We start from the raw sequence: 21,010 nt of genomic DNA, 5'->3' as shown, positions 1-21,010 counted from the left end.
GAATTAAAAGGTGTAGCCGACATCGACCGCGCGCCCTTCCAGCGAATCGAGCAGACGCGCGAACGGCCACAGCGGCGCGTAGCGTTCCGCGACCTTGCGCGCATAACCGATGAAGCGCGGCAGATCGGCGAGATAGCGCGGCTTGCCGTCGCGATAGTGAATCCGCGCGAAGAGGCCGAGCACCTTGATGTGGCGCTGCAGGCCCATCCATTCGAGCTGGCGATAGAACTCGCCGAAATCCTCATCGACGGGAAGTCCGGCCTTTTTTGCGCGCCCCCAGTAATACGCGACGCAGTCGAGCTGAAACTCTTCTTCCCAGCTGATGAACGCGTCGCGCATGAGCGAGGCCATGTCGTACGTGATCGGGCCGTACACCGCGTCCTGAAAGTCCAGCACGCCCGGATTCGGCTCGCACACCATCAGATTGCGCGGCATGAAGTCACGCAGCATGAAAGTCTGCGGCTGCGCGAGCGCGCTTTGCACCAGCAGCGTGAACGTGGCGTTGAGCGTCTTGCGTTCGTCGGCGGTGACTTCACGGCCCCGATGGCGTCCGATGAACCACTCGGGCATCAGCTCCATCTCGCGGCGCAGGAACGCCTCGTCGAACGGCGGCAGCACGCCTTCGCGCGCGGTTTGCTGAAAGCGGATCAGCGTGTCGATCGCGGCGCGCATCATCGGCCGCGCGTTCTTTTCGTCGAGCACCGACATGTAAGTCGTCGTGCCGAGATCGGTGAGCAGCATGAAACCGGCGTCGAAATCCGTTTCCAAAACTTTCGGCACATGCACGTTCGCGGCCTCGAGAAGCCCGGCGACCTGCACGAATTCGCGGCATTTTTCCGGCGGCGGCGCATCGACGGCGATGAGCGTTTTGCCGAACGCCGAATCGCTCTCGAGCCTGAAATAGCGGCGAAAGCTGGCATCGGCGGAGGCGGGAGCGAGGCTCGCGACGTTCAGCCGGTAGCGTCCGGCGACGTTTTCGAGCCACGAGCGAAGCTGGTTCAGGCGGGCGTCGGAAGGAATGTGCGTCATAAATTCGAGGGGCCAAACATCTTGCCATATAATACCCCACGACTTTTTTAAGCGATCCGTTTCACGCCTGGCACCAGGCTCCCGACGACTGTGAGCGTCACCGTTCGATCGAGTGTCGTCCCCGCTTAGCAACGGACCGTCAAGTTCGTGACTGCGGAAAGGCGCGGCCGCCTGCCCGGCGGCATCGGGCGCGTGGGACGCGAACGGGATCGAACCGCCACCCATACATGCCGCCACGACAGTTTCCCGTATCGAAAATCAAAGGCGACGACAAGCCACGCAGGCGGCGGCTCGTCGCTGCGCTTCTATCCGTTCCAGGCTTGATGCCCGCTCTTGCCCACGCGCAGCTCGTGGGCGACGCCGCCTATCCGCAGCCGCTCGACGGCCCGGGCAGCCTGCGCCTCGCGCCGGAGCTCCAGGAACGCCCGCTGCAAAACGGCCAGCAGCCCTCGACCTTCCTCCTCAGTGACAAGGCGACGGGCACGACCGACGAAGACATGGCGGCGAAGGGCTCGGCGGAGATCCGGCGCACGGTCACGGTCATCAAGGGCGACGCGCTCCACTACGACCAGGACACCGACATGGCCGATGCTTTCGGCAATGTCAGGCTGATCAACAACGGCGTGTCGTTCGTCGGTCCCGAAGCGCATCTGAAGGTGGAAGCGAATGAAGGGTTCATGACGAACCCGAAGTACCGTTTCAACCTCACGGGTGGCTCCGGCAGCGCCGCCCGCGCCGACATGATCGACAACGAGCGGGCGCGCATCGACCACGGCACGTATACGGCCTGCCAGTGCGAGTCCGATCCGGCGTGGTACATCAAGGGCACGTCGTTCGATTTCGACACCGGCGCTGAAGAGGGCATCGCGCACAATGGCGTGCTGTTCTTCCAGGGCGTGCCGGTTTTCGGCAGCCCGTGGCTGTCGTTTCCGCTGACCGGCGACCGTCGCAGCGGCCTTCTGCCGCCGACCTTCACGCTCAGTTCGACGACCGGCTTCGAACTGACGGTCCCGTACTATTTCAATATCGCGCCCAATCGCGATCTGACCGTCACGCCGCGCATCATGACGAAGCGCGGCGTGTTGGGCGAGGCGACGTATCGCTACCTGTCGCCCACGTACTCAGGCTCGCTCGACGTCAACTACCTGCCCGACGATCGCGTGACGCACTCGAACCGCTATGCGATCTTCTGGCAGCACCGTCAGAACTTCGGTAGCGGCTTCGGCGGTTATATCAATTACAACAAGGTTTCGGACGACCAATATCCGGAAGACCTGGGCAACGCTTCGAATCAGTTCCTGAACGGCACGCAACTGCTGTATCAGCAGGAAGCGGGGCTCACGTACAACAACGGCCCGTGGTCGGTGCTCGCGCGCGAACAGCGCTGGCAGACGCTGCAACCCTCGACGCCGCCGTACGCCCGCGAGCCGCAGGTCAACGTTCAGTACAACAAGTACAACGTCGGGGGCTTCGATTACGGCGCGGAACTGGACACCACGCGCTTCACGATCACGACCGAGGGCGCCACCGACGGCAACCGGCTGTACTTCAATCCGTACCTGAGCTACGGGATCAATGCGCCCGGCTATTTCGTCACGCCGAAAGTGCAATGGCACTTCGCGTCGTACGATCTGAGCCATATCGCGACCACGCAGGTCGCGGGTTCGTCGCCACCGGTCGCGGGACAGCCCAAGAGTTTTACCGAGTCAATCCCGACGCTCAGCTTCGACACAGGCCTCGTGTTCGATCGCTCTGTGCGGCTTTTCGGGCAGGACTACATCCAGACACTGGAGCCACGGCTCTACTACGTCTACACACCGTATCACAACCAGGACTTTGCGCCGATTTTCGATACCGCCGAAGCCGACTTCGGTCTCGCGGAGATCTACACGCCGAACACGTTCGTCGGCAACGACCGGATCGCGGACGCAAATCGGCTGACGGCCGGCCTGACCACGCGCTTCATCAACCCGGCGACGGGCGACGAGCGTGCGCGTTTCGTCATCGCGCAGCAGTATTATTTCCAGAGCCAGCGCGTCACGATCTCGCCGGATCAGCCGCCGGGGCAGGCAAAGCACTCCGACCTGATCGCCGGCGCGGCCATCAAGCTGGGCGCTGGTTTCGCTTCGGAAACTGCGTTCCAATATAATGTGGACAACAACCAGCTCGTGCGCTCGAGCATCGGTTTTGCGTTCAGTCCCGGCGCGCGCAAGGTGATCAACGTCGGCTATCGCTACACGCGTTCGAACCAGACAACGTTGGTGAACGAGCCGATCAACCAGATCCTGGTCTCGGGCGAATGGCCGCTCACGAACCGTCTCTATGCCGTCGGCCGCGTGAACTATGATCTCGCGAGCCATCGTCTCGTCGACGGGCTTCTGGGCTTCCAGTACGATGCCGACTGCTGGGCGTTCGGCTTCGGCATGCAGCGGTACGCCAACGGCGTGAACACGCTGGGCCAGCCGTCCTCGGGCACGCGCGTGCTCGCGCAGTTGACGTTCAAGGGCTTGTCGAACGTCGACAACGGGCTCGTCAGCGCGTTCCGCGCGAGCGTTCAGGGTTATCAGCCTCCGCCGGCGGCGGCGCCGCCGCTCTCCCGGTACAGCGATTACGAGTGAGGCCGGATCGGGCTCGCGGCGTCCACGGACGTGCAGCGAAGAGCGCGTCGGCGGCCGCGCAGGGCAGGACACACAAGCAGGACACGAACGGTGAAGTCCGTATTTGATGGAGTATCTGTGGCAAACGTGAATATGTTTCGATCGACGGCAATCGCAGCGGGCGTGCTCGTCGGCGCGCTGATCCTGAGTTCGCCGGCCGGTGCGCAGGCGTTGTCGAATCGCAATGTGCAGGTCGCGGATTCCGTCGTCGCGGTGGTGAACGACGGCGTCATTACGCAGCGCGAGCTGGAAGAGCGCACCGCCCTCATCGTCAAGCGTCTCCAGCAGCAAAACGCGCCGGTGCCGCCTGCCGATCAGATGCAGCGGCAAGTGCTCGATCAGATGGTGATCGAGCGCATTCAGCTCCAGAAGGCGAAGGAAGACGGCATTGTCATCGACGACGCCACCGTGAACCGCACGCTCGCGCGTCTCGCGCAGCAAAACCAGATGACGCTCGACGTCTACCGCTCGCGCATCGAGGCGCAGGGCGTGCCTTGGTCCACGTTCATGCGCGACGCGCGCACGGAGCTCACGCTCTCGAAGCTGCGCGAAAAGGAAGTGGATAGCAAGATCACCGTGTCCGACGGCGAAGTGGCGAACTACATCGCCAGCCAGCGCGGTCCGGGCGCGCGCAACGCGAGCGATCTGCGTTTGCAGCACATCATGTTCAAGCTGCCGTCGGACGCGCCGGAAAGCGAAGTCGCGAAGGTTCAGGCGCAGGCCGAAGCCGTGCTCAAGCAGGCGCAAGCCGGCGACGATTTCACGAAGCTCGCAAAGCAGAATTCGCAGGACACGGACGCCGGCAAGGGCGGGGATCTCGGTTTTCGCGCGCCCGGCTCGCTGCCGGCGGGCATCGTGACCGCAGTGTCGACGCTGCGTCCGGGCCAGGTCGTGCCGACGCTGCTGCGCACCGACGGCGGCTTCGAAATCATCAAGCTGGTGGATCGCCGCGCGAGCCAGGGCACCGCCGGCGATGCGCCGAAACTCGTGCAGACGCACGTGCGCCACATCCTGCTGCGCGTGTCGGACGGTATGTCGGAACAGGCCGCGCGCCAGCGGCTGCTTGACATCAAGCAGCAGGTCGCGAACGGCGGCGATTTCGCCAACTTCGCGCGTACGTATTCGCAGGACGGTTCGGCGTCGCAAGGCGGCGATCTTGGCTGGATCAGCCCGGGCGAGACCGTGCCGGAATTCGAGCGCGCGATGAACAACCTGCAGGACGGCGCGGTCAGCGATCCGGTGCGCAGCGAGTACGGCTATCACCTGATTCAGGTGCTCGCTCGCCGCGATGCGGAAGGATCGGCGTCGCAGCAACTCGACATCGCGCGTCAGGCGATCGGCCAGCGCAAGGCCGAGCAGGCGTATTCCGACTGGCTGCGCGAACTGCGCGACACCGCGTACGTGCAGTACAAGGGCGTCGCTGCCCAAGCGCAGTAACAGCATGAATGCCGATGCCCGACCGCTCGCCATCGCCATTACGACCGGCGAGCCAGCCGGCGTCGGCCCGGAACTGACGGCGGCGGCGCTAAGAGAGGCGCGCGAGCGCTGGCCATCGGCGCGCTTCACGGTGCTCGGCGATCGCGATCTGCTCACGTCCCGCGCGGGCGGCGCATGGCCCGACTCGGTCGACATCGAACACCACGCGCTCGCCGTTCCCGCCGAAGCGGGCAAACTGAATGCGGCGAACGGGCGCTACGTGCTCGGTCTGCTCGATGCCGCCATCGACGGCGCGGTCTCCGGCCGCTTCGACGCCATCGTCACCGCGCCGCTGCAAAAGAGCACCATCAACGATGCCGGCGTGCCCTTCACCGGCCACACCGAATACCTCGCCGAGCGCACGCATACGCCGCGCGTCGTGATGATGCTCGCGGGTTCCAGCGAACGTCCGTTGCGCGTCGCGCTCGCGACCACGCATCTGCCGCTGAAGGACGTGTCGGCGGCGCTCAGCATCGACGGTCTCGTCGAAACGCTCACCATCATCGATCACGATCTGCGCGCGCATTTCGGCTTGCCCGCGCCGCGCATTCTCGTCACCGGGCTCAATCCGCACGCGGGCGAAAACGGCTATCTGGGCCGCGAGGAAATCGACGTCATCACGCCTGCGCTCGAACGCGCCCGTGCGCTCGGCATCGATGCGCCCGGTCCGTATCCCGCCGATACGCTGTTCCAGCCGCGCTATCTGAAAGACGCCGATTGCGTGCTCGCGATGTTCCACGACCAGGGCTTGCCGGTGCTGAAGTACGCGACCTTCGGCGAAGGCATCAACGTGACGCTCGGCTTGCCGATCATCCGCACGTCGGTGGATCACGGCACCGCGCTCGACCTCGCCGGCACGGGCCGCGCCGATCCGGGCAGCATGATCGCCGCCATCGATGCCGCCGTTACGATGGCGCGCCACAAGCGCAGCGCCTGAACTCGCGCGCAATCAATTCGAATCAGTATGTCGACCAAACACCAAGGCCATTTCGCGCGCAAGCGCTTCGGGCAAAACTTTCTCGTCGATCAGGGCGTGATCGATTCCATCGTCGATGTGATCGCGCCGAAGCGCGGCGAGCGCATGGTCGAAATAGGGCCGGGCCTCGCGGCGCTCACCGAGCCCCTGATCGAGCGGCTTGCCACGCCCGAGTCGCCGCTGCACGCCGTCGAACTGGATCGCGATCTGATCGGCCGTCTGGAAAAGCGTTTCGGCGACAGGCTCGTCGTGCATTCCGCCGATGCACTCGACTTCGATTTCGCTTCGCTCGCGCTCGAAAGTGAGAAGCCGACGCTGCGCATCGTCGGCAATCTGCCGTACAACATTTCGAGTCCGCTGCTGTTCCATTTGACGACGTTCGCGCACAAGGTCATCGACCAGCATTTCATGCTGCAGGACGAAGTGGTCGAGCGCATGATCGCCGAACCCGCGAGCAAGGACTACGGGCGTCTTTCGGTGATGCTGCAATACCGCTACGTGATGGACAAGCTGATCGACGTGCCGCCCGAATCGTTCAATCCGCCGCCGAAGGTGAATTCCGCGATCGTGCGGATGATTCCGCTCGCGCCGCACGAGTTGCCCGAAGTCGACGAAACCGTGCTGAGCGACGTCGTCAAAGCCGCGTTCGCGCAGCGCCGCAAGGTATTGCGCAACAACCTGAGCGCGTACCGCGACGCGATCGATTTCGACGTGCTCGGCTTCGATCTCACGCGCCGCGCCGAGGAAGTGCCGGTCGCGGAATTCGTCGCGCTGGCACAAGCCGTTCAGCGCTCGAAGGGCTGAACGCGGCCCGCATCCGACAGCAGTTTCATCAGCCGTTCCAGCCGCACGCGCTGCTCGTGAAGCAGGCCACGCGTCGCGCTCACCTGCTGCACGCGAGTACGCCAATAGGTCTGGCCGAACAGCGAATTCGCGCCTTCCGCCGACAGCACGCGTTCCAGATGCCCGATTGCGGCATCGACGTTTCCCGGCGTGTAAGGGCTCGTGATCGTGGCGTCTCGTTCGAGTGTTGCGTTCATCGTCTGGTCCTTGTTTCGCGTTGAATCCGGACGAGTGATTCTGCGAGCGGGGCGGGACATATCGCGTCCCGAAGACGCATCGTCGATCGGGACACGATGTGTCTTGACCGGCTGCTATGATCGTCGGTCCCATTGAAAGGAGCGAGCGCCATGCGCTTCATACACGCGGCGGACATCCATCTCGACAGCCCGTTGCACGGCCTCTCCGCCTACGCGGACGCGCCCGCGGACATGCTGCGCAACGCCACGCGCGAGGCCTTCTCGAAGCTCGTGTCGGTGGCGGTCGACGAGCAAGTCGACTTCATGGTGATCGCCGGCGATCTCTACGACGGCACCTGGCGCGATCACAACACGGGCATCTTCTTTTGCCGTGAAATGGGGCGGCTGCGTCGCGCGGGCATTCCGGTGTACGTGCTCTTCGGCAATCACGACGCCGAAAGCGAAATGACGAGCCAGCTTCAGTTGCCCGACAACGTCCACACCTTCTCGACGCGAAAGCCGCAGACCTTTCTCATCGAGGATCTGAAGGTCGCGCTTCACGGCCACAGCTTCAAGGAAAAAGCGGTCACGACGAATCTCGTCACCGCGTATCCGGCGCCGGTCGCGGGATATTTCAATATCGGCGTGCTGCATACCGCGCTCGAAGGCGGATCGATGCACGCGAGCTACGCGCCGTGCTCCGTCGCCGAACTGCACGCGAAGGAATATCACTACTGGGCGCTCGGCCATGTGCACGATTACGCGATCTGGCAGGACGCGTCGACCATCGTGTTTCCGGGCAATCTGCAAGGACGCAATATCCGCGAGACGGGACGGCGCGGCGCGGTCATCGTCAATGTTTCGGACGCGGAAGAGGTGAGCGTCGAGCGGCTTTTCATCGACGTGCTGCGTTGGGAAGCCGTGACGGTCGACGCATCGCAGGCGGGTACGCTCGATGAAGTCGCGCTCGCGGTCGGACGTGCGCTCGAAGCGCTCGTCGAATCGTCCGCGGCGCCCGTGCCGCACGCCGTGCGCGTGACGATCGCCGGCGCGACCGCGGCGCACGGCGAACTCTTCGGGCTGGAAGCGCAACTGCGCGCGGAAGTCCTCGCGCAGATCGCCGCGATCAGCCACGACCGGCTCTGGCTCGAAAAAGTGAGGATCGCGACCGAGCCGCTCGCGCACAGCGAGCCGGCCACCGGCCGCACCGATGCGCTCGCCGATCTTCACGGTCTTCTCATCGAAGCGGAATCCGACCCGGAGTTTCTGAGCATGTTGAAGGAAAGGCTGATCGCACTGGCGTCGCAGGCGCCGAGCGAGTTGCAGAAGTCCGTGCCGGAGCTCGAGCACGTGCGCAATGGCGAACTCGCTAAGCTCGTCGCCGAAGTGCGCTCGGGGCTGATCGCGCAGTTATCGGACGCGGAGTAAGGCATGCGTATCGGCAAGCTCGAACTCATCCGCTACGGCAAATTCACCGATCACACGGTGGAGTTTCCGGCGGCGGAACACGATTTTCACTTTGTCGTCGGTCCGAACGAGGCGGGCAAATCCACCATCAAGAACGCGATTTCCGAGTTGCTCTTCGGCATGCCGCATAGCTCGCCGCTTGCGTTCGTGCATCCGCAAAGCGATCTGCGGCTCGGGGCGTCGATCGAAACGGGCGGCGACGCGTTCGCGTTCCATCGTACGAAGAGCCGCAAGTCGTCGCTCTGCACGCCGAACGGCGATGCGCTGCCCGCCGACGCGCTGGCGACGTTTCTGGGCGCATCCGATAAAGGCTTCTTCGAGCAGATGTACTGCCTGAATCACGAGGCGCTGCGGCGCGGCGGCGAAGCCATTCTCGATGCATCGAGCGATGTCGGGCAGGTGCTGTTTCAATCGGCGGCGGGCATCGCGAGTCTCGGCGACGTGCGCCAACGTCTCGCTGACGAGGCCGATCGACTGTGGGCGAAGCGCAAGTCGGGCGATCGCGCGTATTACATCGGCCTGAAGCAATACGACGAAGCCACCGCCGAGCTGAAGACGGCGAGCGTGAGAACGGCGCAGTGGCGTCGCGCGCACGGCGCCGTGGAAGAGGCGGAGGAGAAGCGTCGCGATGAAGACGCGCGCCGCACGGAGCTCGAAACGCAGCGCGCCAAGCTGGAGCGCGTGAGGCGCGTGGCGCCGTACTTGAACGTGTGGCGTGAGAAGGCCGCGGAATTGCGCGAACTGGGCGATGCCGTCGATCTGCCCGCGAACGCCGAGGCGACGCTGCAAAACGCGCTGAAGCGGCTCGCGGCGGCGCAAAGCGCGCTGGACGTCCACACAAGAGCCGCCGCGCAGTTGCAAGCCGATCTCGACGCGATCGTGATCGACGACGCGGTCCTCGCCGCGCAAGCGCGCATTCGTGCGCTCGACGCCACGCGACAGCGCTGTGCCGATCACGCGAACGAAATCGCGCGGCTCGAACAGGAAGTCGCGCTGCGGCTGCGCCAGATTGCGCAGGACGGCGCGCAGCTCGGCTGGCCGCTCGACGAAGCGGGCGTGCGCGGCGCGATGCCCGGCGCGCTCGCGCTTCAGACCGTCACGAGCCTGATGCTCGAACGCGGCGAACTCGAACTCGCCGCGCGCAATGCGGAGCAAGCCGCCGACGCATGCGCCGCGCAGATCGTCACGCTGCAAACGAAGCTCGCGGCGATCGCGAACGGCGATGCGTCGCCGGGTCTGCGCGCTGCATTGCGTGCCGCGCAGAAGTATCGCGATGCGAGCGCGACGCAGCAGCGCCTCGAAGATGCGAAGCGCGACGCGCAACAGTTGCTCGAAGCGGGCATGGCGTCGCTCGGGCGATGGTCGCGTCCGATCGGCGAACTCAAGTCGATGACGCTGCCGGCGGCGGAGCGCATCGCCGCATTGCGCGCGCAGCGGCAGGATCTGTCGTCGCGGCTGACGCTCGCGGCCGATCGCGCGAAGGAAGCGCAGGACGCGCTGCACGCCGTGCGATCGGAACTCGACAGTCTGGTCGAGACGCACGATGTCGTGACGGGCGATCAGGTTCGGGACGCGCGTACGTCGCGCGATGCAGCGTGGCGCGCGATCCGGTCCGGCGACGTCGCGCTCGATCGAGGCGCTTCCGGTTTCGAAACGGCGATGCACGCGGCGGATGGTCTCGCCGATCGTCAGTTGGGTTCCGTGAATCACGCGACGCAACTCGCGGCCTTGAAGCGGCGCGTCGCGAACGAAGAATCGACGCTCGCGCGACGCGAGCAAAGCGTGCGCGAAGCAGAATCGGCGCTGACATCGTTCGACGAATCGTGGCGCGCGCTCGCCGCGCAGTCGCAGATCGCGGACATGTCGCTCGACGATGCGCCGTCGTGGATCGCATCGCGTGACAAGGCGCTGGCCGCGTCGCAGACGCTCGATGCGCGCGCCGAAGAACTCGCGCGCGAAGCCGCCGATTCCCGCGCGCGCCGCGACGAACTCGCGCGGCATCTGGACGACGCGCACGCACGCGCCGATCTCGACGCGCTCTGCGATCTGGCCGAGGCGAAGATCGCGGCCATCGACGAAGCCGCGGTCACGCGCCGCAACGTATCCGCGCAACTCGACGAAGCGCAAGCCGAGCGCATCGCGCGGCAAGGCGCGGCGAAAGCGGCGCGCGAAGCGTTCGAACGCTGGCAATGCGAGTGGTCGGCGGCGATCGCGAAAGCGGGACTCGCGAACGCAGCGGATTCGCAGGCGGCGGCGGAAGCGGCCATCGACATGGTGAAGAAGATCGGCGCGCAACTGACGCACATCGAAACCGTACGCAACGGCCAGATCGACGCGATGCGCGCGGCGCTAACAGCGCTCGACGCCGAGGCATCGCACCTTGCGCGCGAACTCGACGAATCGCTCGCGGCGCTCGGCGCGAACGCGACTGCGACGGCGTTGTCGGCGCGTCTCGATCTCGCTTGCGCCGCGCATGGCGAGCGTGAGCGTTTGAAGAAGGAGCACGCGTCGGCGGGCGAGCACGTGCGTCACGCTCACGCCGATGTCGAGGAAGCGAAGGCGACGCTGCGTCCGCTCTACGATCTGGCGGGTGTCGATACGCCGGACGTGCTTCAGGCACGCATCGCGCAATCGCAGAAGAAGCGCGAACTGGCCGCCGCCGTCGACGACGCGCGCGCCGCGCTCATCAAGGGCGGCGATGGCCTGACGCTCGACGAACTCATCGCGGAAGTGGAGGGCGCGGACATGTCGAACGTGCAGGCGGAGTTGTCGCGCATCGGCGCGGCGCTGTCGGAATCGGTGAGAATCGCGAGCGAAACGGCGACGGCACTCGACGCCGCGCGCCGCGAACTCAATGCCATTTCAGGCGAAGCGAACGCCGCGCGCGCCGAAGCGAAGCGCCAGGAAGCGCTCGCCACGATGTCCGATGCCGCCGAGCGCTTCGTCAAGGTCGAAACGGCGTCGACGCTGCTCAAGTGGGCGATCGACCGTTATCGCGAGCGCCGTCAGGGACCGATGCTGTCGCGCGCAAGCACGATTTTTTCGGCGCTCACGCTCGACACGTTCTCGCGGCTCGTCGTCGATTACGATCGTCAGCCGATGGCGCTGTCCGCGATTCGCGCGAGCGGCGAGCATGTGGATATCGCCGGCATGAGCGAGGGCACGCGCGATCAGCTGTATCTCGCGCTGCGGCTCGCGGCGCTGGAAGAGCATGGCGAGAAGGCGTCGGCGTTGCCGTTCGTCGCCGACGATCTCTTCATCAACTTCGACGATAGCCGCGCGCGCGCCGGCTTGCGCGTGCTCGCGCAGATCGCGAAACGCACGCAGGTGATCTTTCTGAGCCACCACGATCATCTCGTCGATATCGTGCGCGAGATCTTCGGGCCGCAGGTGAACGTGCGTTATATGGGTTGATGCGTCAGCTCGTCCGATAGCGCTTCGCCAGCTTGGCGAAATCCTCGGCGAACTCGTCACGCAACGCTTGCGGCGCGAGAATCTCGACCCCCGCGCCGAGCGCGCGCAGCCACCAGCGCAGCTTGAGACTTGGCGTGACGGTGCCGGTGACTTTCATGCGGCCGTCGGGCAACGTGTCGATTTTCTGATCCTTCGACATCGGCGATTCGCGCAACTGATTGCCCGCGTTGCCTTCGAACGCAAGTTCGAGCAGCACCGGCGGCTCGGGCAGAAAGTCGAAGACCTGCTGCGTTTCGATGTATTTGCGCAGCTTGAAATCGTCCGGATACGTGAAAGATTCGCCCGACTCGGAAACCGAGCGAATCCGGTCCAGCCGATACAGCGCGCGCGTCCATTCCGTTTCGCCTTTCTCCGGACGCGGCGCGCGACTCGGATCTTGCGCGACCATATACATCACGCCCGCGGATTCGACCAGCGCGAGCGGCCACAGCTTTTTCGTGCGGGGTTCGTCGCTGCGTTCGCCCCGATATGCCGCGCGATACTGCACGAGCAGTTCGCGCTCGAAGAACGTAGCGGTCGCGACCGTCTGAAAGATTTCCGGACGCAGCTTCGGCCGAATCAGCGTGAAAGCGCCATCGACGGAATCGATCTTGTCGGCCCACGCGCGATAGATGCGGCTGTCCGCCGTTTCCTGCGACAGCCGCGATTCGGCGGCCTTGAACAGCGGATCGATGTCGCGCGTGACGGCATTCGGCAGCTTGTTGCCCGCAAAGCGCTGGAGGATGTGAAACGCCACCGCCTCCGATGCGCTCATCAAACCGCTCATGCCTTCCTGCAAGCCGTGCAGCCACGGCTTGCGCTGCCAGAGCAGCTCGCGGCCGTTGAGCATGGATACGACGCGCGCGTCGGCTTCGAGCGCCGTCAGATGACGCTGCACCTTCTTCGTATAGCCGACGCGATGACCGCGCTCTTCGAGACGTCTGCGGACTTCGGGCGTCGATAGCCACGCGGTCGCGTCGCGCTCGGTAGGGAGCACGCGGAGGATGGCTTCGTCGAGGCTGGAGGTCATGATGCGCAGGCGAGGAAAGGTTGCTCCTGATTATAGAAACTATCGAGACAAATCGTGTCTTGATCGGACGGGGCGGCCATCAGGCTTTCGGATTTTTCGGGTGACGGTCTTCGACATAAGCGGAAAGAATAGCGGCGCCGGGGGATAAGGCCCCAGCATGTCGAGGAGCGAAAACAATGAGTAGAAGGGAACAGGCCAACGAGGAATTTTTCGCGGGACTCAAGAGCCGGACATCGCGCGCGATCCAGCAATATTTCTTTTCGCACGGGGTCTGCGTGGGGCGTTCGGACGTCCGCAAAGCGATGGCGCTTCCCGAGCATGAACAGACCTTCGCGTCGTTGGCGCCATTCTTCGCGCATGTCAACGAATCGATCAGCTTGCTGACGGACATCGGTTCCTTGTCGCTTCCGTCGAAGGAGAAGACGATGCGCGCGGTCTATGAAATAGAAGGGCGGTTGCGGGAGCGCGGCGGTTGCGTCGAAGGACTGGAACGGGCGCTCGCCAGAATCGAGCTGGCGCGCAATTCGATACCCGCCGAGCCGAAGCTCTGGCCCTACACGTTCTGGGGCGTGTTGTGCCTGCTCGCGGCGTACTTCGTCTGGCCGAGCGCGTTGGTCGGCGTGATGCTGCTGGGCGCCGGGTTCAACAGACATTCGAGCTACAAGAAGCGCAAGGCCGAAGCGGACCGTGCGTTGAGTGAAGCGAACGATATGTTCGAGGCCGTCGCCGCGCTCGAGCTCACGCCGCGGCTAAGGCTGCTGGAACAGTGATGCGAAGGACCGAACGCCCAAAGCAAAAAGCCCAGTCGCAATGACTGGGCTTCTTACCTGATACTTGGTAGGCCGTACGGGATTCGAACCTGTGACCAACGGATTAAAAGTCCGCTGCTCTACCAGCTGAGCTAACGACCCGAAAGAGGCAAAATTATAAACTTCGATTCGCGAATCTGTCAACCCGCTCGGTTGAAGAATCATCAAATCATCGAAAGAAAAACGCCCGCGGCTTCATTGCCCGCGGGCATTCTCCTCGAGAGGCGCGAAACCCCAAACTCCAGCTTCGCTTACTTCACTTGCGACATCTTGCTCTGTGCGGTCTGCGCGACTTCCGTGCCGGCGTACTGCGAGATGATCTGCTGAAGCGTCTGCTTGGCAGCCGCTTTCTGACCTTGCTCGATCTGGTTGTTCGCGATTGCGAGCAACGCCTCGGGCGCTCGCGGATGCGTCGGATAACTCTTCACCAGGTCCTGCCAGATCGCAGTCGATCCCTTGTAGTCGCGCTGCGCATAGAGCGCATTGCCGAGCCAATACCGCGCCGTCGGCTGATACGGGCTCTGCGGATACTTCGCCACGAACGCCTTGAACGACGCCGCGGCATTCTTGTAGTCACCGTTACGAAACTGAGTCGACGCTGCGTTGAACGCTTCCGTCTCGCCCGGCTGCACCGAACCCGTCACGCCATCGATCGTCTCTTGCTGCGGCTCGAATTTCTTCAAGCGCGAATCGAGATCGGCGTAATAGTCCTTCTGCTGCTTCTGCAGCGTGGCGACCTGGTTGGCCAGATCCTCGTTCTGGCCACGAACCGTCGCGACCTGCTGATTGAGCTGGTCGATACGATTCTGCTGATCGAGGATCGTGCGCTGCGCGGCCTGCAACTGACTGGACAGGCTGTCAGTCTTCGTGCGCAGATCGAGCACGGCTTTACGCGCTTCGTTGTCGTCGAAGACGCCGGCGTGCGCGGGCGCACTCAACATCGTCGAACCGACTACACACGCGGCTGCGGCCGCGCGCAGCAAGGGAAAGCGATACAACATAGGGCGACTCACCCGTGACTGGTTACGTTAAGTAAATTACTGCTGGTACACGAGGTCCGCACGGCGGTTCTGTGCCCACGACGATTCGTCGTGACCCGTTGCCGTCGGCTTTTCCTTGCCGAGCGACACGGCTTCCATCTGCGAATCGGCGACGCCCATCAGCGACATTGCACGACGCACGGCTTCCGCACGCTTCTGGCCGAGCGCGAGGTTGTACTCGCTCGTGCCGCGTTCGTCGGTGTTGCCTTGAATCAGGACGTGACGCTCCGGATGGCTCTTCAGGTACGACGAGTGTTGTTGCAGCAGCGGCTGATAGTCGTCCTTCACGGCATAGCTGTCGAAGTCGAAATAGATGCTGCGCTTGGCGAGCGGGCTGTTCGGATCGTTCAGCGGGTCGATGTTGACCTGCTTCACGTCCGTCGGGTTCGGCTGCGTGCCGACTGCACCCTTGTTCTGGCCTTCGTCGAGCTTCACGCCCGAGTGACACGCCGCCAATGCGCCGACCATCGCAACTGCCAGGCCGATACGAAGTTTCGACATCATGGTACCTCTCCTTGTGTTGTAGCTGAACGTTGTATGTGAAACGTTATTGCTGGACTTATTGCATGAACGGACCCCAGGACGGCTCGCGCACCACACCGCCCTGAACTGACAAGACTTGCCGCGTGCGACCGTCGGTCGAAACGGCTGCCAACACGCCACGTCCGTTCACTTGGGTGGCGTAGAGGATGTACTGACCATTCGCCGCGAAGCTCGGCGATTCGTCATGCGTCGTGTCGGTCAGCCCCGTCGCCGTGCCGGACGCGAGGTCCTGCAGATACAGCTTGAAGCCGCCGCCAGTGCGCGAAATGTACGCGAGTTGCTTGCCGTCCGGACTCACGCGCGGGCTGGTGTTGTACGCACCCGCAAACGTGACCCGCTGGGCCGCGCCGGCGCTTTCACCCGCCGCCGGCATCTTGTAGATCTGCGGTTGGCCGCCGCGATCGCTCGTGAAATAAATCCAGTTGCCATCAGGAGAGTAGAACGGCTCGGTGTCGATGGAACTGCCTTGTGTCAGACGGCGCAGGCCGGAGCCGTCTGCGTTGACTTCGAAAATCTGCGTGTTGCCCGTGCGCGAGAGCGCGACCGCGAGCTTGCGGCCATCAGGCGACCACGACGGGGCACTGTTGTTGCCCTTCTGATTCGACACGACTACGCGACGTCCCGTCGGCAGGTCGTGGATGTACACCACCGGCTTCTTTTTCTCGAACGACACGTATGCGACCTTCGTGCCGTCCGGCGACCACGCCGGCGAAATGATCGGTTCCGGGCTGGAGAGGGCGATCTTCGCGTCCTGACCGTCCGAATCCGAAATCTGCAATTGATAACGGCCGCCCGTCTGAATGACGTAGGACAGACGCGTTGCGAACACGCCGCGGCCGCCGAGCAGCTTCGCGTAGATGTAGTCGGCGATCTTGTGCGCGCTCATGCGCAGGCCGCTTTCGGCGCTGACGAGCGACAGGCCGCCCAGGTTCTGCTGCTTGACGGTGTCGTAGAGCCGGAAGCGCACTTCGTATTGGCCGTTCGGCAGCTTGTTCACGCTACCCGACACGAACGCGTCCGCGCCTTTTGCCTTCCACGCGCCGAGATCGACCGTATCGGATTCCGCGACCGGCGCGCTGCCGGCGTCGATATTCGTGAACTTGCCGCTGCGCTGCAGATCCTGGCGAATGATCGCGCTGACTTGCTGCGGCGAACTCGCTTCATTGGCGAAATTGGCCGTCGCGATCGGAAACTGGGTCGAACCGACGCCGGTCACGAGTACGTTCAACTGGGCGTGTGCAGCGGTGCCGGCTGCGATCAGGCAGGACGCGACCAGCGTTTTCAGGCCAAGCTTCGTCATCAAACTCATGCTGTATAGGTTCCAGATAAAAGCGTTTTCAAGTGTCCGCGGACTGCAGAACAGACCCGCGGTCGCACATTTCGTTCCCGCTGCTTAATGCGAGCTTTCAAGCGCGCTTCACTGCTCACTAGCGCGTTAACCGCCCGCCGGACGCAGCGTGATCGTGAAGCTCGAAGGCGCCTTGCCGTCGATATCCACCGGCATCGGATCCGAGCGCTGTACCGCGCGCAGTGCCGCCTGATCCCACTGCTCGTTGCCGCTCGAGCGCGTGATATTCGCCGACAGCAGCGTGCCCGACGGCGAGCAGCGTACCGACACGACCGTCTCGAGCCCGGCCGTTTCGCCGGCCCACACGATGTTCGGCCGCACGCGACGCTGCACCTTCTCGGCGTAGCCAGGCGAGGTCGCATTGCCGCCCGCGCCCTTGCCGGTGCCGCTCTTGGCCAGGCCTTCGCCGCTGCCCGCCGTGCCGCCGCCCAACTGCCCTTGCAGTTGCGAGAGACGCGCCTTGCGCTCGGCATCGAGCTTGGCTTTCGCTTCCGCGTCGGCCTTGGCTTTCGCTTGCGCCGCGGCCTTCGCTTTCGCGTCGGACTCAGCCTTGGCCTTGGCTTGCGCGTCGGCCTTCGCCTTGGCTTCCTGCTGTTCCTTCTCCTTCTGCTCCTTGAGCTGTTCCTGCTTCTGCGCTTCGGCTTGCTGCTGCTGACGCTGCTTGTCCTGCTGCGCCTTCTGTTGCTGCTTCTGCAGGTCGGCCTGACGCTGCTGCTCGATCTGCTTCTGCTTGTCCTGCATCGCCTTCTGCTGGGCGGCTTGCGCGGCAAGCTGCTGCTGACGCTTCGCTTCCGCTTCCTGCTTCGCCTCTTCCTGCTGACGGCGCTGCTCGGCGAGTTGCGCTTCGCGCGCGGCGGCTTCCTGCTGCTTGCGCTTCTTCTCCTGCAACGCGATGTCCGCGTCTTCGTCCTTCGCCGGCGGCGGCGCGGGCTGCAGCTTCACCGGCGCGGGCGGCGGCGGGGCAGGGCGCGGCGTCGGCGCGGGCGTGTCCGGAATCTCGGTCCAGATTTCCGCTTCCGCGCCCGCCGGCGTGTTGTTCTGCCAGTTGATGCCGTGATACAGGAACCAGCCGAGCAGCAGATGCATCAACGCCGCGAGCGCGAACGCCTTACCCGTGCCGCGTTCACGCGGCGGGCGATTCGGTCGCGCGGACGATGCGCGTGTCGGCCTGTGCGAAAGGGTCATTGCGATTTGACGAGCAATCCGACGCGCTTCACGCCGCGCGCCTTCATATCGGACATCACGTTCATCACGACTTCGTACTTCACGGTCTTGTCCGCCGCGATCACGACGGGCTGATCCGGATGTGATTCCTGACGGTTGAGCACGAAGCTGTTGAGATCGTTCATCGTCATCTTCTGCTCTTGCGTCGCGCCGCCTTCTTCCTTGTAGCGCACGTTCATGCTGCCGTCCGCCTTGATGTTGATGACGAGCGGCGGCTGCTGCTCCTGCGGCTGCGCATTGCCGACGGTCGGCAGATTGATGATCGAGGGCGAAACGAGCGGCGCCGTCACCATGAAGATGACGAGCAGCACGAGCATCACGTCGATGTATGGCACGACGTTGATGTCGGCCATCGCGCGGCGCGAGCCGCCGCGCATGCTGGAACGAATGGGGCCTGCCATCGCGGACTCCTTCTGTTAGTGCGCCTGACGCTGCAGGATGTTCGAGAACTCTTCGATGAAGGTCTCGAAGCGGATCGCCAGACGGTCGATGTCGTGCGCGTAGCGGTTGTACGCGACCACTGCGGGAATCGCGGCGAAGAGGCCGATCGCGGTCGCGACGAGCGCTTCGGCGATGCCGGGCGCCACGTTCGCGAGCGTCGCCTGCTGCACATTGGCGAGACCGCGGAACGAATTCATGATCCCCCACACCGTGCCGAAGAGACCGATATAAGGACTCACGGAACCGACCGACGCGAGGAACGCGAGGTTCGCTTCGAGCACGTCCATTTCGCGCTGGAAGGCGGCGCGCATCGCGCGGCGGGAACCGTCGAGAATCGCGCCCGGATCGGTGATCCGGCGCTCCTTGCCCTTCAGGAATTCACGCATGCCGGATTCGAAGATACGCTCGAGCGCGCCGATCGTGTGACGGTTGTTCGCCGCGCTTTGATACAGCGCCTGCAGGTCGCCGCCCGACCAGAAATCGCGCTCGAAGCGCTCGGTCTGCGCGCGCGCGCGGCGAATGGCAAACCACTTGCGGAAAATGAAGGTCCACGACAGGAGCGACAGCAGCAACAGCAGCGCCATCACGGCCTGCGCGAGCAGGCTCGCGTGAACGACGAGGGAAATGATCGACAGGTCTTGTGTATTGTTCATAAAGGTCTGCTGTTACGTCCCGAAAGGGGCGTCCGGTCAAAGCGTCATGCTTTCGTGAAATGGATGTGAATCAAACGAAAGCCGTGCCGTGGCCGGCTCATGCTCGTTAATGCTTCCTCTGTTCCCGATGCCCTGTTTCGCTTCGGTGTGCGATGAGTTCATCGTTCAGGCTCGGTCTTGATCTGCGCCGCGCGATGCCGCGGCGAGCGTCGCGTGCGGGCCGCGCTTCAATCCTTCGATCACCGCATCCGGAATGGCGGCCGGACGAATCGACGCGCGATCCACCGAGGCAACGCGAATGTCGCCGCTCGCGAGCAGCATGCCGTCGCGCCACGCTTCCTGATGAAAATCCACCGATGCACGGCCGAGGCGCTCGATGCGACTTACAACGCGAATGACGTCATCCAGGCGCGCCGGCGACGAATATTCGACGGCCGTGCGTCTCACGACGAACAGGATGTCGCTCGAATCGGCGAGACGCTGCTGATCGATTCCGCACGCGCGCAGCCATTCGGTGCGCGCCCGTTCGAAGAACTTCAGGTAGTTCGCGTAGAAGACGATGCCGCCGGCGTCGGTGTCCTCGTAATACACCCGAATCGGCCACTCGAAAGTCAACGGATCACTCACCTTTGCGCCGCTCCGCTCGCGCAGAGGCTCATAAACACGATCTGGCTCGCATTTTGACAAATATTCATCGGCGGCATTTTACCGGAACCGGAAGCACCCCCGCCAAATCCTTAGGCAGATATCGGAATCAGCCGCGGTGAATTTGCAACGGTGCGAACGTCTGGGCGACCGGCATCATCTCGATCGCGTTGATGTTCACGTGTGCCGGGCGCGTGGCGATCCAGTAGATCGCGTCGGCGATGTCCTCGGGCGTGAGCGCCTGCACATCCTTATATACAGTCGCGGCTTTGCTGTCGTCGCCCTTGAAGCGCACGTTCGAAAACTCGGTGCCGCCGACGAGCCCCGGCTCGATGTCCGTCACGCGAAGGGCGGTGCCGGCAACGTCCGCGCGCAGGTTCAGGCTGAACTGCCGCACGAACGCCTTCGTCGCGCCGTACACGTTGCCTCCGGCGTACGGATACGTGCCCGCCACCGATCCCATGTTGAACACATGTCCGCGATTGCGCTCGATCATGCCCGGCAAGATCGCGTGCGTGACCGTCACGAGACCCGTGCAGTTCGTGTCGATCATGTTCTTCCAGTCGTCGAGATTCGCGCGTTGCGCGGGTTCGAGGCCGAGCGCGAGTCCGGCGTTGTTCACCAGCACGTCGATCTGCGCGAACGCGTCGGGCAGGGCCGCGACGGCGTCGCGGACGGCGTTTTCGTCCCGTACGTCGAGTTCGACTGGCAGAAGCGCGTCGCCGAGTTCGTTCGACAGCGCGACCAGGCGCTCCTTGCGACGCGCGGCGGCGATCACACGATGGCCGCCTTTGACGAACGTGCGGGCGATGGCGGCGCCGAATCCGGCCGACGCGCCGGTGACAAAAACGATCATGAGCGGACTCCGAATGGACTGAGACGAGCAAAGCCGACGCGCGCAGGGCGACGCGTCCGGCAACGGCGCAAAGCGTACTTCCATTGATGCGGCGCGGCAAGCAACCGTGGGCGCGAACGATCGTGCTTTAAGCGTGGCTGCGCGCCCGTCCGATTGCCCTGTAAGCCGGTTGCCTAAAGCATGGCCGGCCATTACACTACAACGCTCAAACCCCGCGTGACTGGCGATAGAATCTTCGGATTCAAGGTGGAGCGACCCACCAGGAAGCGCGGAGCGTCGTTTTGCCGTTCGCCTGGGCAGCTGAGATCCGCACGCCGTCGCTGCGTTGCTGGTGGCTGTCCGTT

General features: G+C 63.9%; 18 protein-coding genes, 1 tRNA gene and 1 riboswitch. Of the genes, 7 read left to right on the top strand and 12 right to left on the bottom strand.

Features of this window, described 5'->3' with window-relative positions; all coding sequences use genetic code 11:
• Positions 1-3: 3 nt before the first annotated feature.
• The gene (locus NCS02_RS11730) at positions 4-1,029 is read right to left on the bottom strand and encodes an aminoglycoside phosphotransferase family protein (RefSeq protein WP_250523145.1); all 1,026 of its coding nucleotides are present in this window, start codon (positions 1,027-1,029) and stop codon (positions 4-6) included.
• Positions 1,030-1,256: 227 nt separating this feature from the next.
• Between NCS02_RS11730 and NCS02_RS11725 the strand changes: the two genes are divergently transcribed.
• The 4 genes from NCS02_RS11725 (at position 1,257) to rsmA (ending at position 6,942) form a co-directional block, all read left to right on the top strand.
• The gene (locus NCS02_RS11725) at positions 1,257-3,647 is read left to right on the top strand and encodes an LPS-assembly protein LptD (protein WP_250523144.1); all 2,391 of its coding nucleotides are present in this window, start codon (positions 1,257-1,259) and stop codon (positions 3,645-3,647) included.
• Between the two features lie 132 nt (positions 3,648-3,779).
• Positions 3,780-5,123, top strand: a complete 1,344-nt coding sequence (locus tag NCS02_RS11720; protein ID WP_250523158.1) for a peptidylprolyl isomerase — start codon at positions 3,780-3,782, stop codon at positions 5,121-5,123.
• A gap of 4 nt (positions 5,124-5,127) precedes the next feature.
• A complete protein-coding gene (gene pdxA / locus NCS02_RS11715) occupies positions 5,128-6,099 on the top strand; it encodes a 4-hydroxythreonine-4-phosphate dehydrogenase PdxA (protein WP_250482237.1) in 972 nt (323 codons plus the stop codon).
• Positions 6,100-6,126: 27 nt separating this feature from the next.
• On the top strand, positions 6,127-6,942 hold the full coding sequence (gene rsmA / locus NCS02_RS11710) for a 16S rRNA (adenine(1518)-N(6)/adenine(1519)-N(6))-dimethyltransferase RsmA (protein ID WP_250523143.1): 816 nt from the start codon (positions 6,127-6,129) through the stop codon (positions 6,940-6,942).
• Here rsmA and NCS02_RS11705 read toward each other — a convergent pair.
• A complete protein-coding gene (locus tag NCS02_RS11705) occupies positions 6,924-7,178 on the bottom strand; it encodes a hypothetical protein (protein WP_175980481.1) in 255 nt (84 codons plus the stop codon). The two genes, rsmA and NCS02_RS11705, sit on opposite strands and share 19 nt — an antisense overlap.
• 150 nt (positions 7,179-7,328) lie before the next feature.
• Here NCS02_RS11705 and NCS02_RS11700 point away from each other — a divergent pair, with 150 nt between their 5' ends.
• Together NCS02_RS11700 and NCS02_RS11695 are read left to right on the top strand one after the other, a co-directional pair.
• Entirely contained in the window at positions 7,329-8,585 is a 1,257-nt protein-coding gene (locus tag NCS02_RS11700; RefSeq protein WP_250440169.1) for a metallophosphoesterase family protein, read from the top strand.
• 3 nt (positions 8,586-8,588) lie between these two features.
• A complete protein-coding gene (locus NCS02_RS11695; protein ID WP_250523142.1) occupies positions 8,589-12,038 on the top strand; it encodes an ATP-binding protein in 3,450 nt (1,149 codons plus the stop codon).
• A gap of 4 nt (positions 12,039-12,042) precedes the next feature.
• Here NCS02_RS11695 and NCS02_RS11690 read toward each other — a convergent pair whose 3' ends face one another.
• Positions 12,043-13,107, bottom strand: coding sequence for a helix-turn-helix transcriptional regulator (locus NCS02_RS11690; RefSeq protein WP_008342813.1), 1,065 nt, complete (start codon positions 13,105-13,107; stop codon positions 12,043-12,045).
• Between the two features lie 176 nt (positions 13,108-13,283).
• Between NCS02_RS11690 and NCS02_RS11685 the strand changes: the two genes are divergently transcribed.
• Entirely contained in the window at positions 13,284-13,877 is a 594-nt protein-coding gene (locus NCS02_RS11685; RefSeq protein ID WP_250523141.1) for a hypothetical protein, read from the top strand.
• 65 nt (positions 13,878-13,942) lie between these two features.
• On the opposite strand, the gene NCS02_RS11680 is transcribed toward NCS02_RS11685, so the two are convergent.
• The 9 genes from NCS02_RS11680 to ydfG form a co-directional block, all read right to left on the bottom strand.
• Positions 13,943-14,018, bottom strand: a tRNA-Lys gene (locus NCS02_RS11680).
• Between the two features lie 149 nt (positions 14,019-14,167).
• Positions 14,168-14,917, bottom strand: a complete 750-nt coding sequence (gene ybgF, locus NCS02_RS11675) for a tol-pal system protein YbgF (protein ID WP_008342809.1) — start codon at positions 14,915-14,917, stop codon at positions 14,168-14,170.
• A gap of 36 nt (positions 14,918-14,953) precedes the next feature.
• The gene (pal, locus tag NCS02_RS11670) at positions 14,954-15,460 is read right to left on the bottom strand and encodes a peptidoglycan-associated lipoprotein Pal (RefSeq protein WP_008342807.1); all 507 of its coding nucleotides are present in this window, start codon (positions 15,458-15,460) and stop codon (positions 14,954-14,956) included.
• A gap of 55 nt (positions 15,461-15,515) precedes the next feature.
• A complete protein-coding gene (gene tolB / locus NCS02_RS11665; RefSeq protein WP_008342805.1) occupies positions 15,516-16,808 on the bottom strand; it encodes a Tol-Pal system beta propeller repeat protein TolB in 1,293 nt (430 codons plus the stop codon).
• Between the two features lie 126 nt (positions 16,809-16,934).
• Complete coding sequence (tolA, locus tag NCS02_RS11660) at positions 16,935-18,032, bottom strand: cell envelope integrity protein TolA (RefSeq protein WP_239295120.1); 1,098 nt, start codon at positions 18,030-18,032, stop codon at positions 16,935-16,937.
• Positions 18,029-18,472: a protein TolR gene (gene tolR / locus NCS02_RS11655; RefSeq protein WP_008342802.1), complete on the bottom strand. Its 444-nt coding sequence runs from the start codon at positions 18,470-18,472 to the stop codon at positions 18,029-18,031. The genes tolA and tolR overlap by 4 nt, the downstream gene beginning before the upstream one ends.
• Positions 18,473-18,487: 15 nt before the next feature.
• The gene (gene tolQ, locus NCS02_RS11650) at positions 18,488-19,165 is read right to left on the bottom strand and encodes a protein TolQ (RefSeq protein ID WP_008342801.1); all 678 of its coding nucleotides are present in this window, start codon (positions 19,163-19,165) and stop codon (positions 18,488-18,490) included.
• Positions 19,166-19,330: 165 nt separating this feature from the next.
• Entirely contained in the window at positions 19,331-19,792 is a 462-nt protein-coding gene (gene ybgC / locus NCS02_RS11645; RefSeq protein ID WP_250440166.1) for a tol-pal system-associated acyl-CoA thioesterase, read from the bottom strand.
• A 127-nt stretch (positions 19,793-19,919) separates the two neighbouring features.
• Positions 19,920-20,666 carry a bifunctional NADP-dependent 3-hydroxy acid dehydrogenase/3-hydroxypropionate dehydrogenase YdfG gene (gene ydfG / locus NCS02_RS11640; RefSeq protein WP_239295118.1) on the bottom strand — a complete coding sequence of 249 codons (747 nt, stop codon included), beginning with the start codon at positions 20,664-20,666 and terminating at the stop codon, positions 19,920-19,922.
• A 206-nt stretch (positions 20,667-20,872) separates the two neighbouring features.
• Positions 20,873-20,971, top strand: a riboswitch (ZMP/ZTP riboswitch).
• Positions 20,972-21,010: the final 39 nt, after the last annotated feature.

The organism is Caballeronia sp. NCF2, from assembly GCF_023631205.1.
Taxonomy (GTDB): domain Bacteria; phylum Pseudomonadota; class Gammaproteobacteria; order Burkholderiales; family Burkholderiaceae; genus Caballeronia; species Caballeronia zhejiangensis.
Note: the sequence above shows the minus strand (reverse complement) of the source record. Positions and strands in the feature narration are given on the sequence as shown.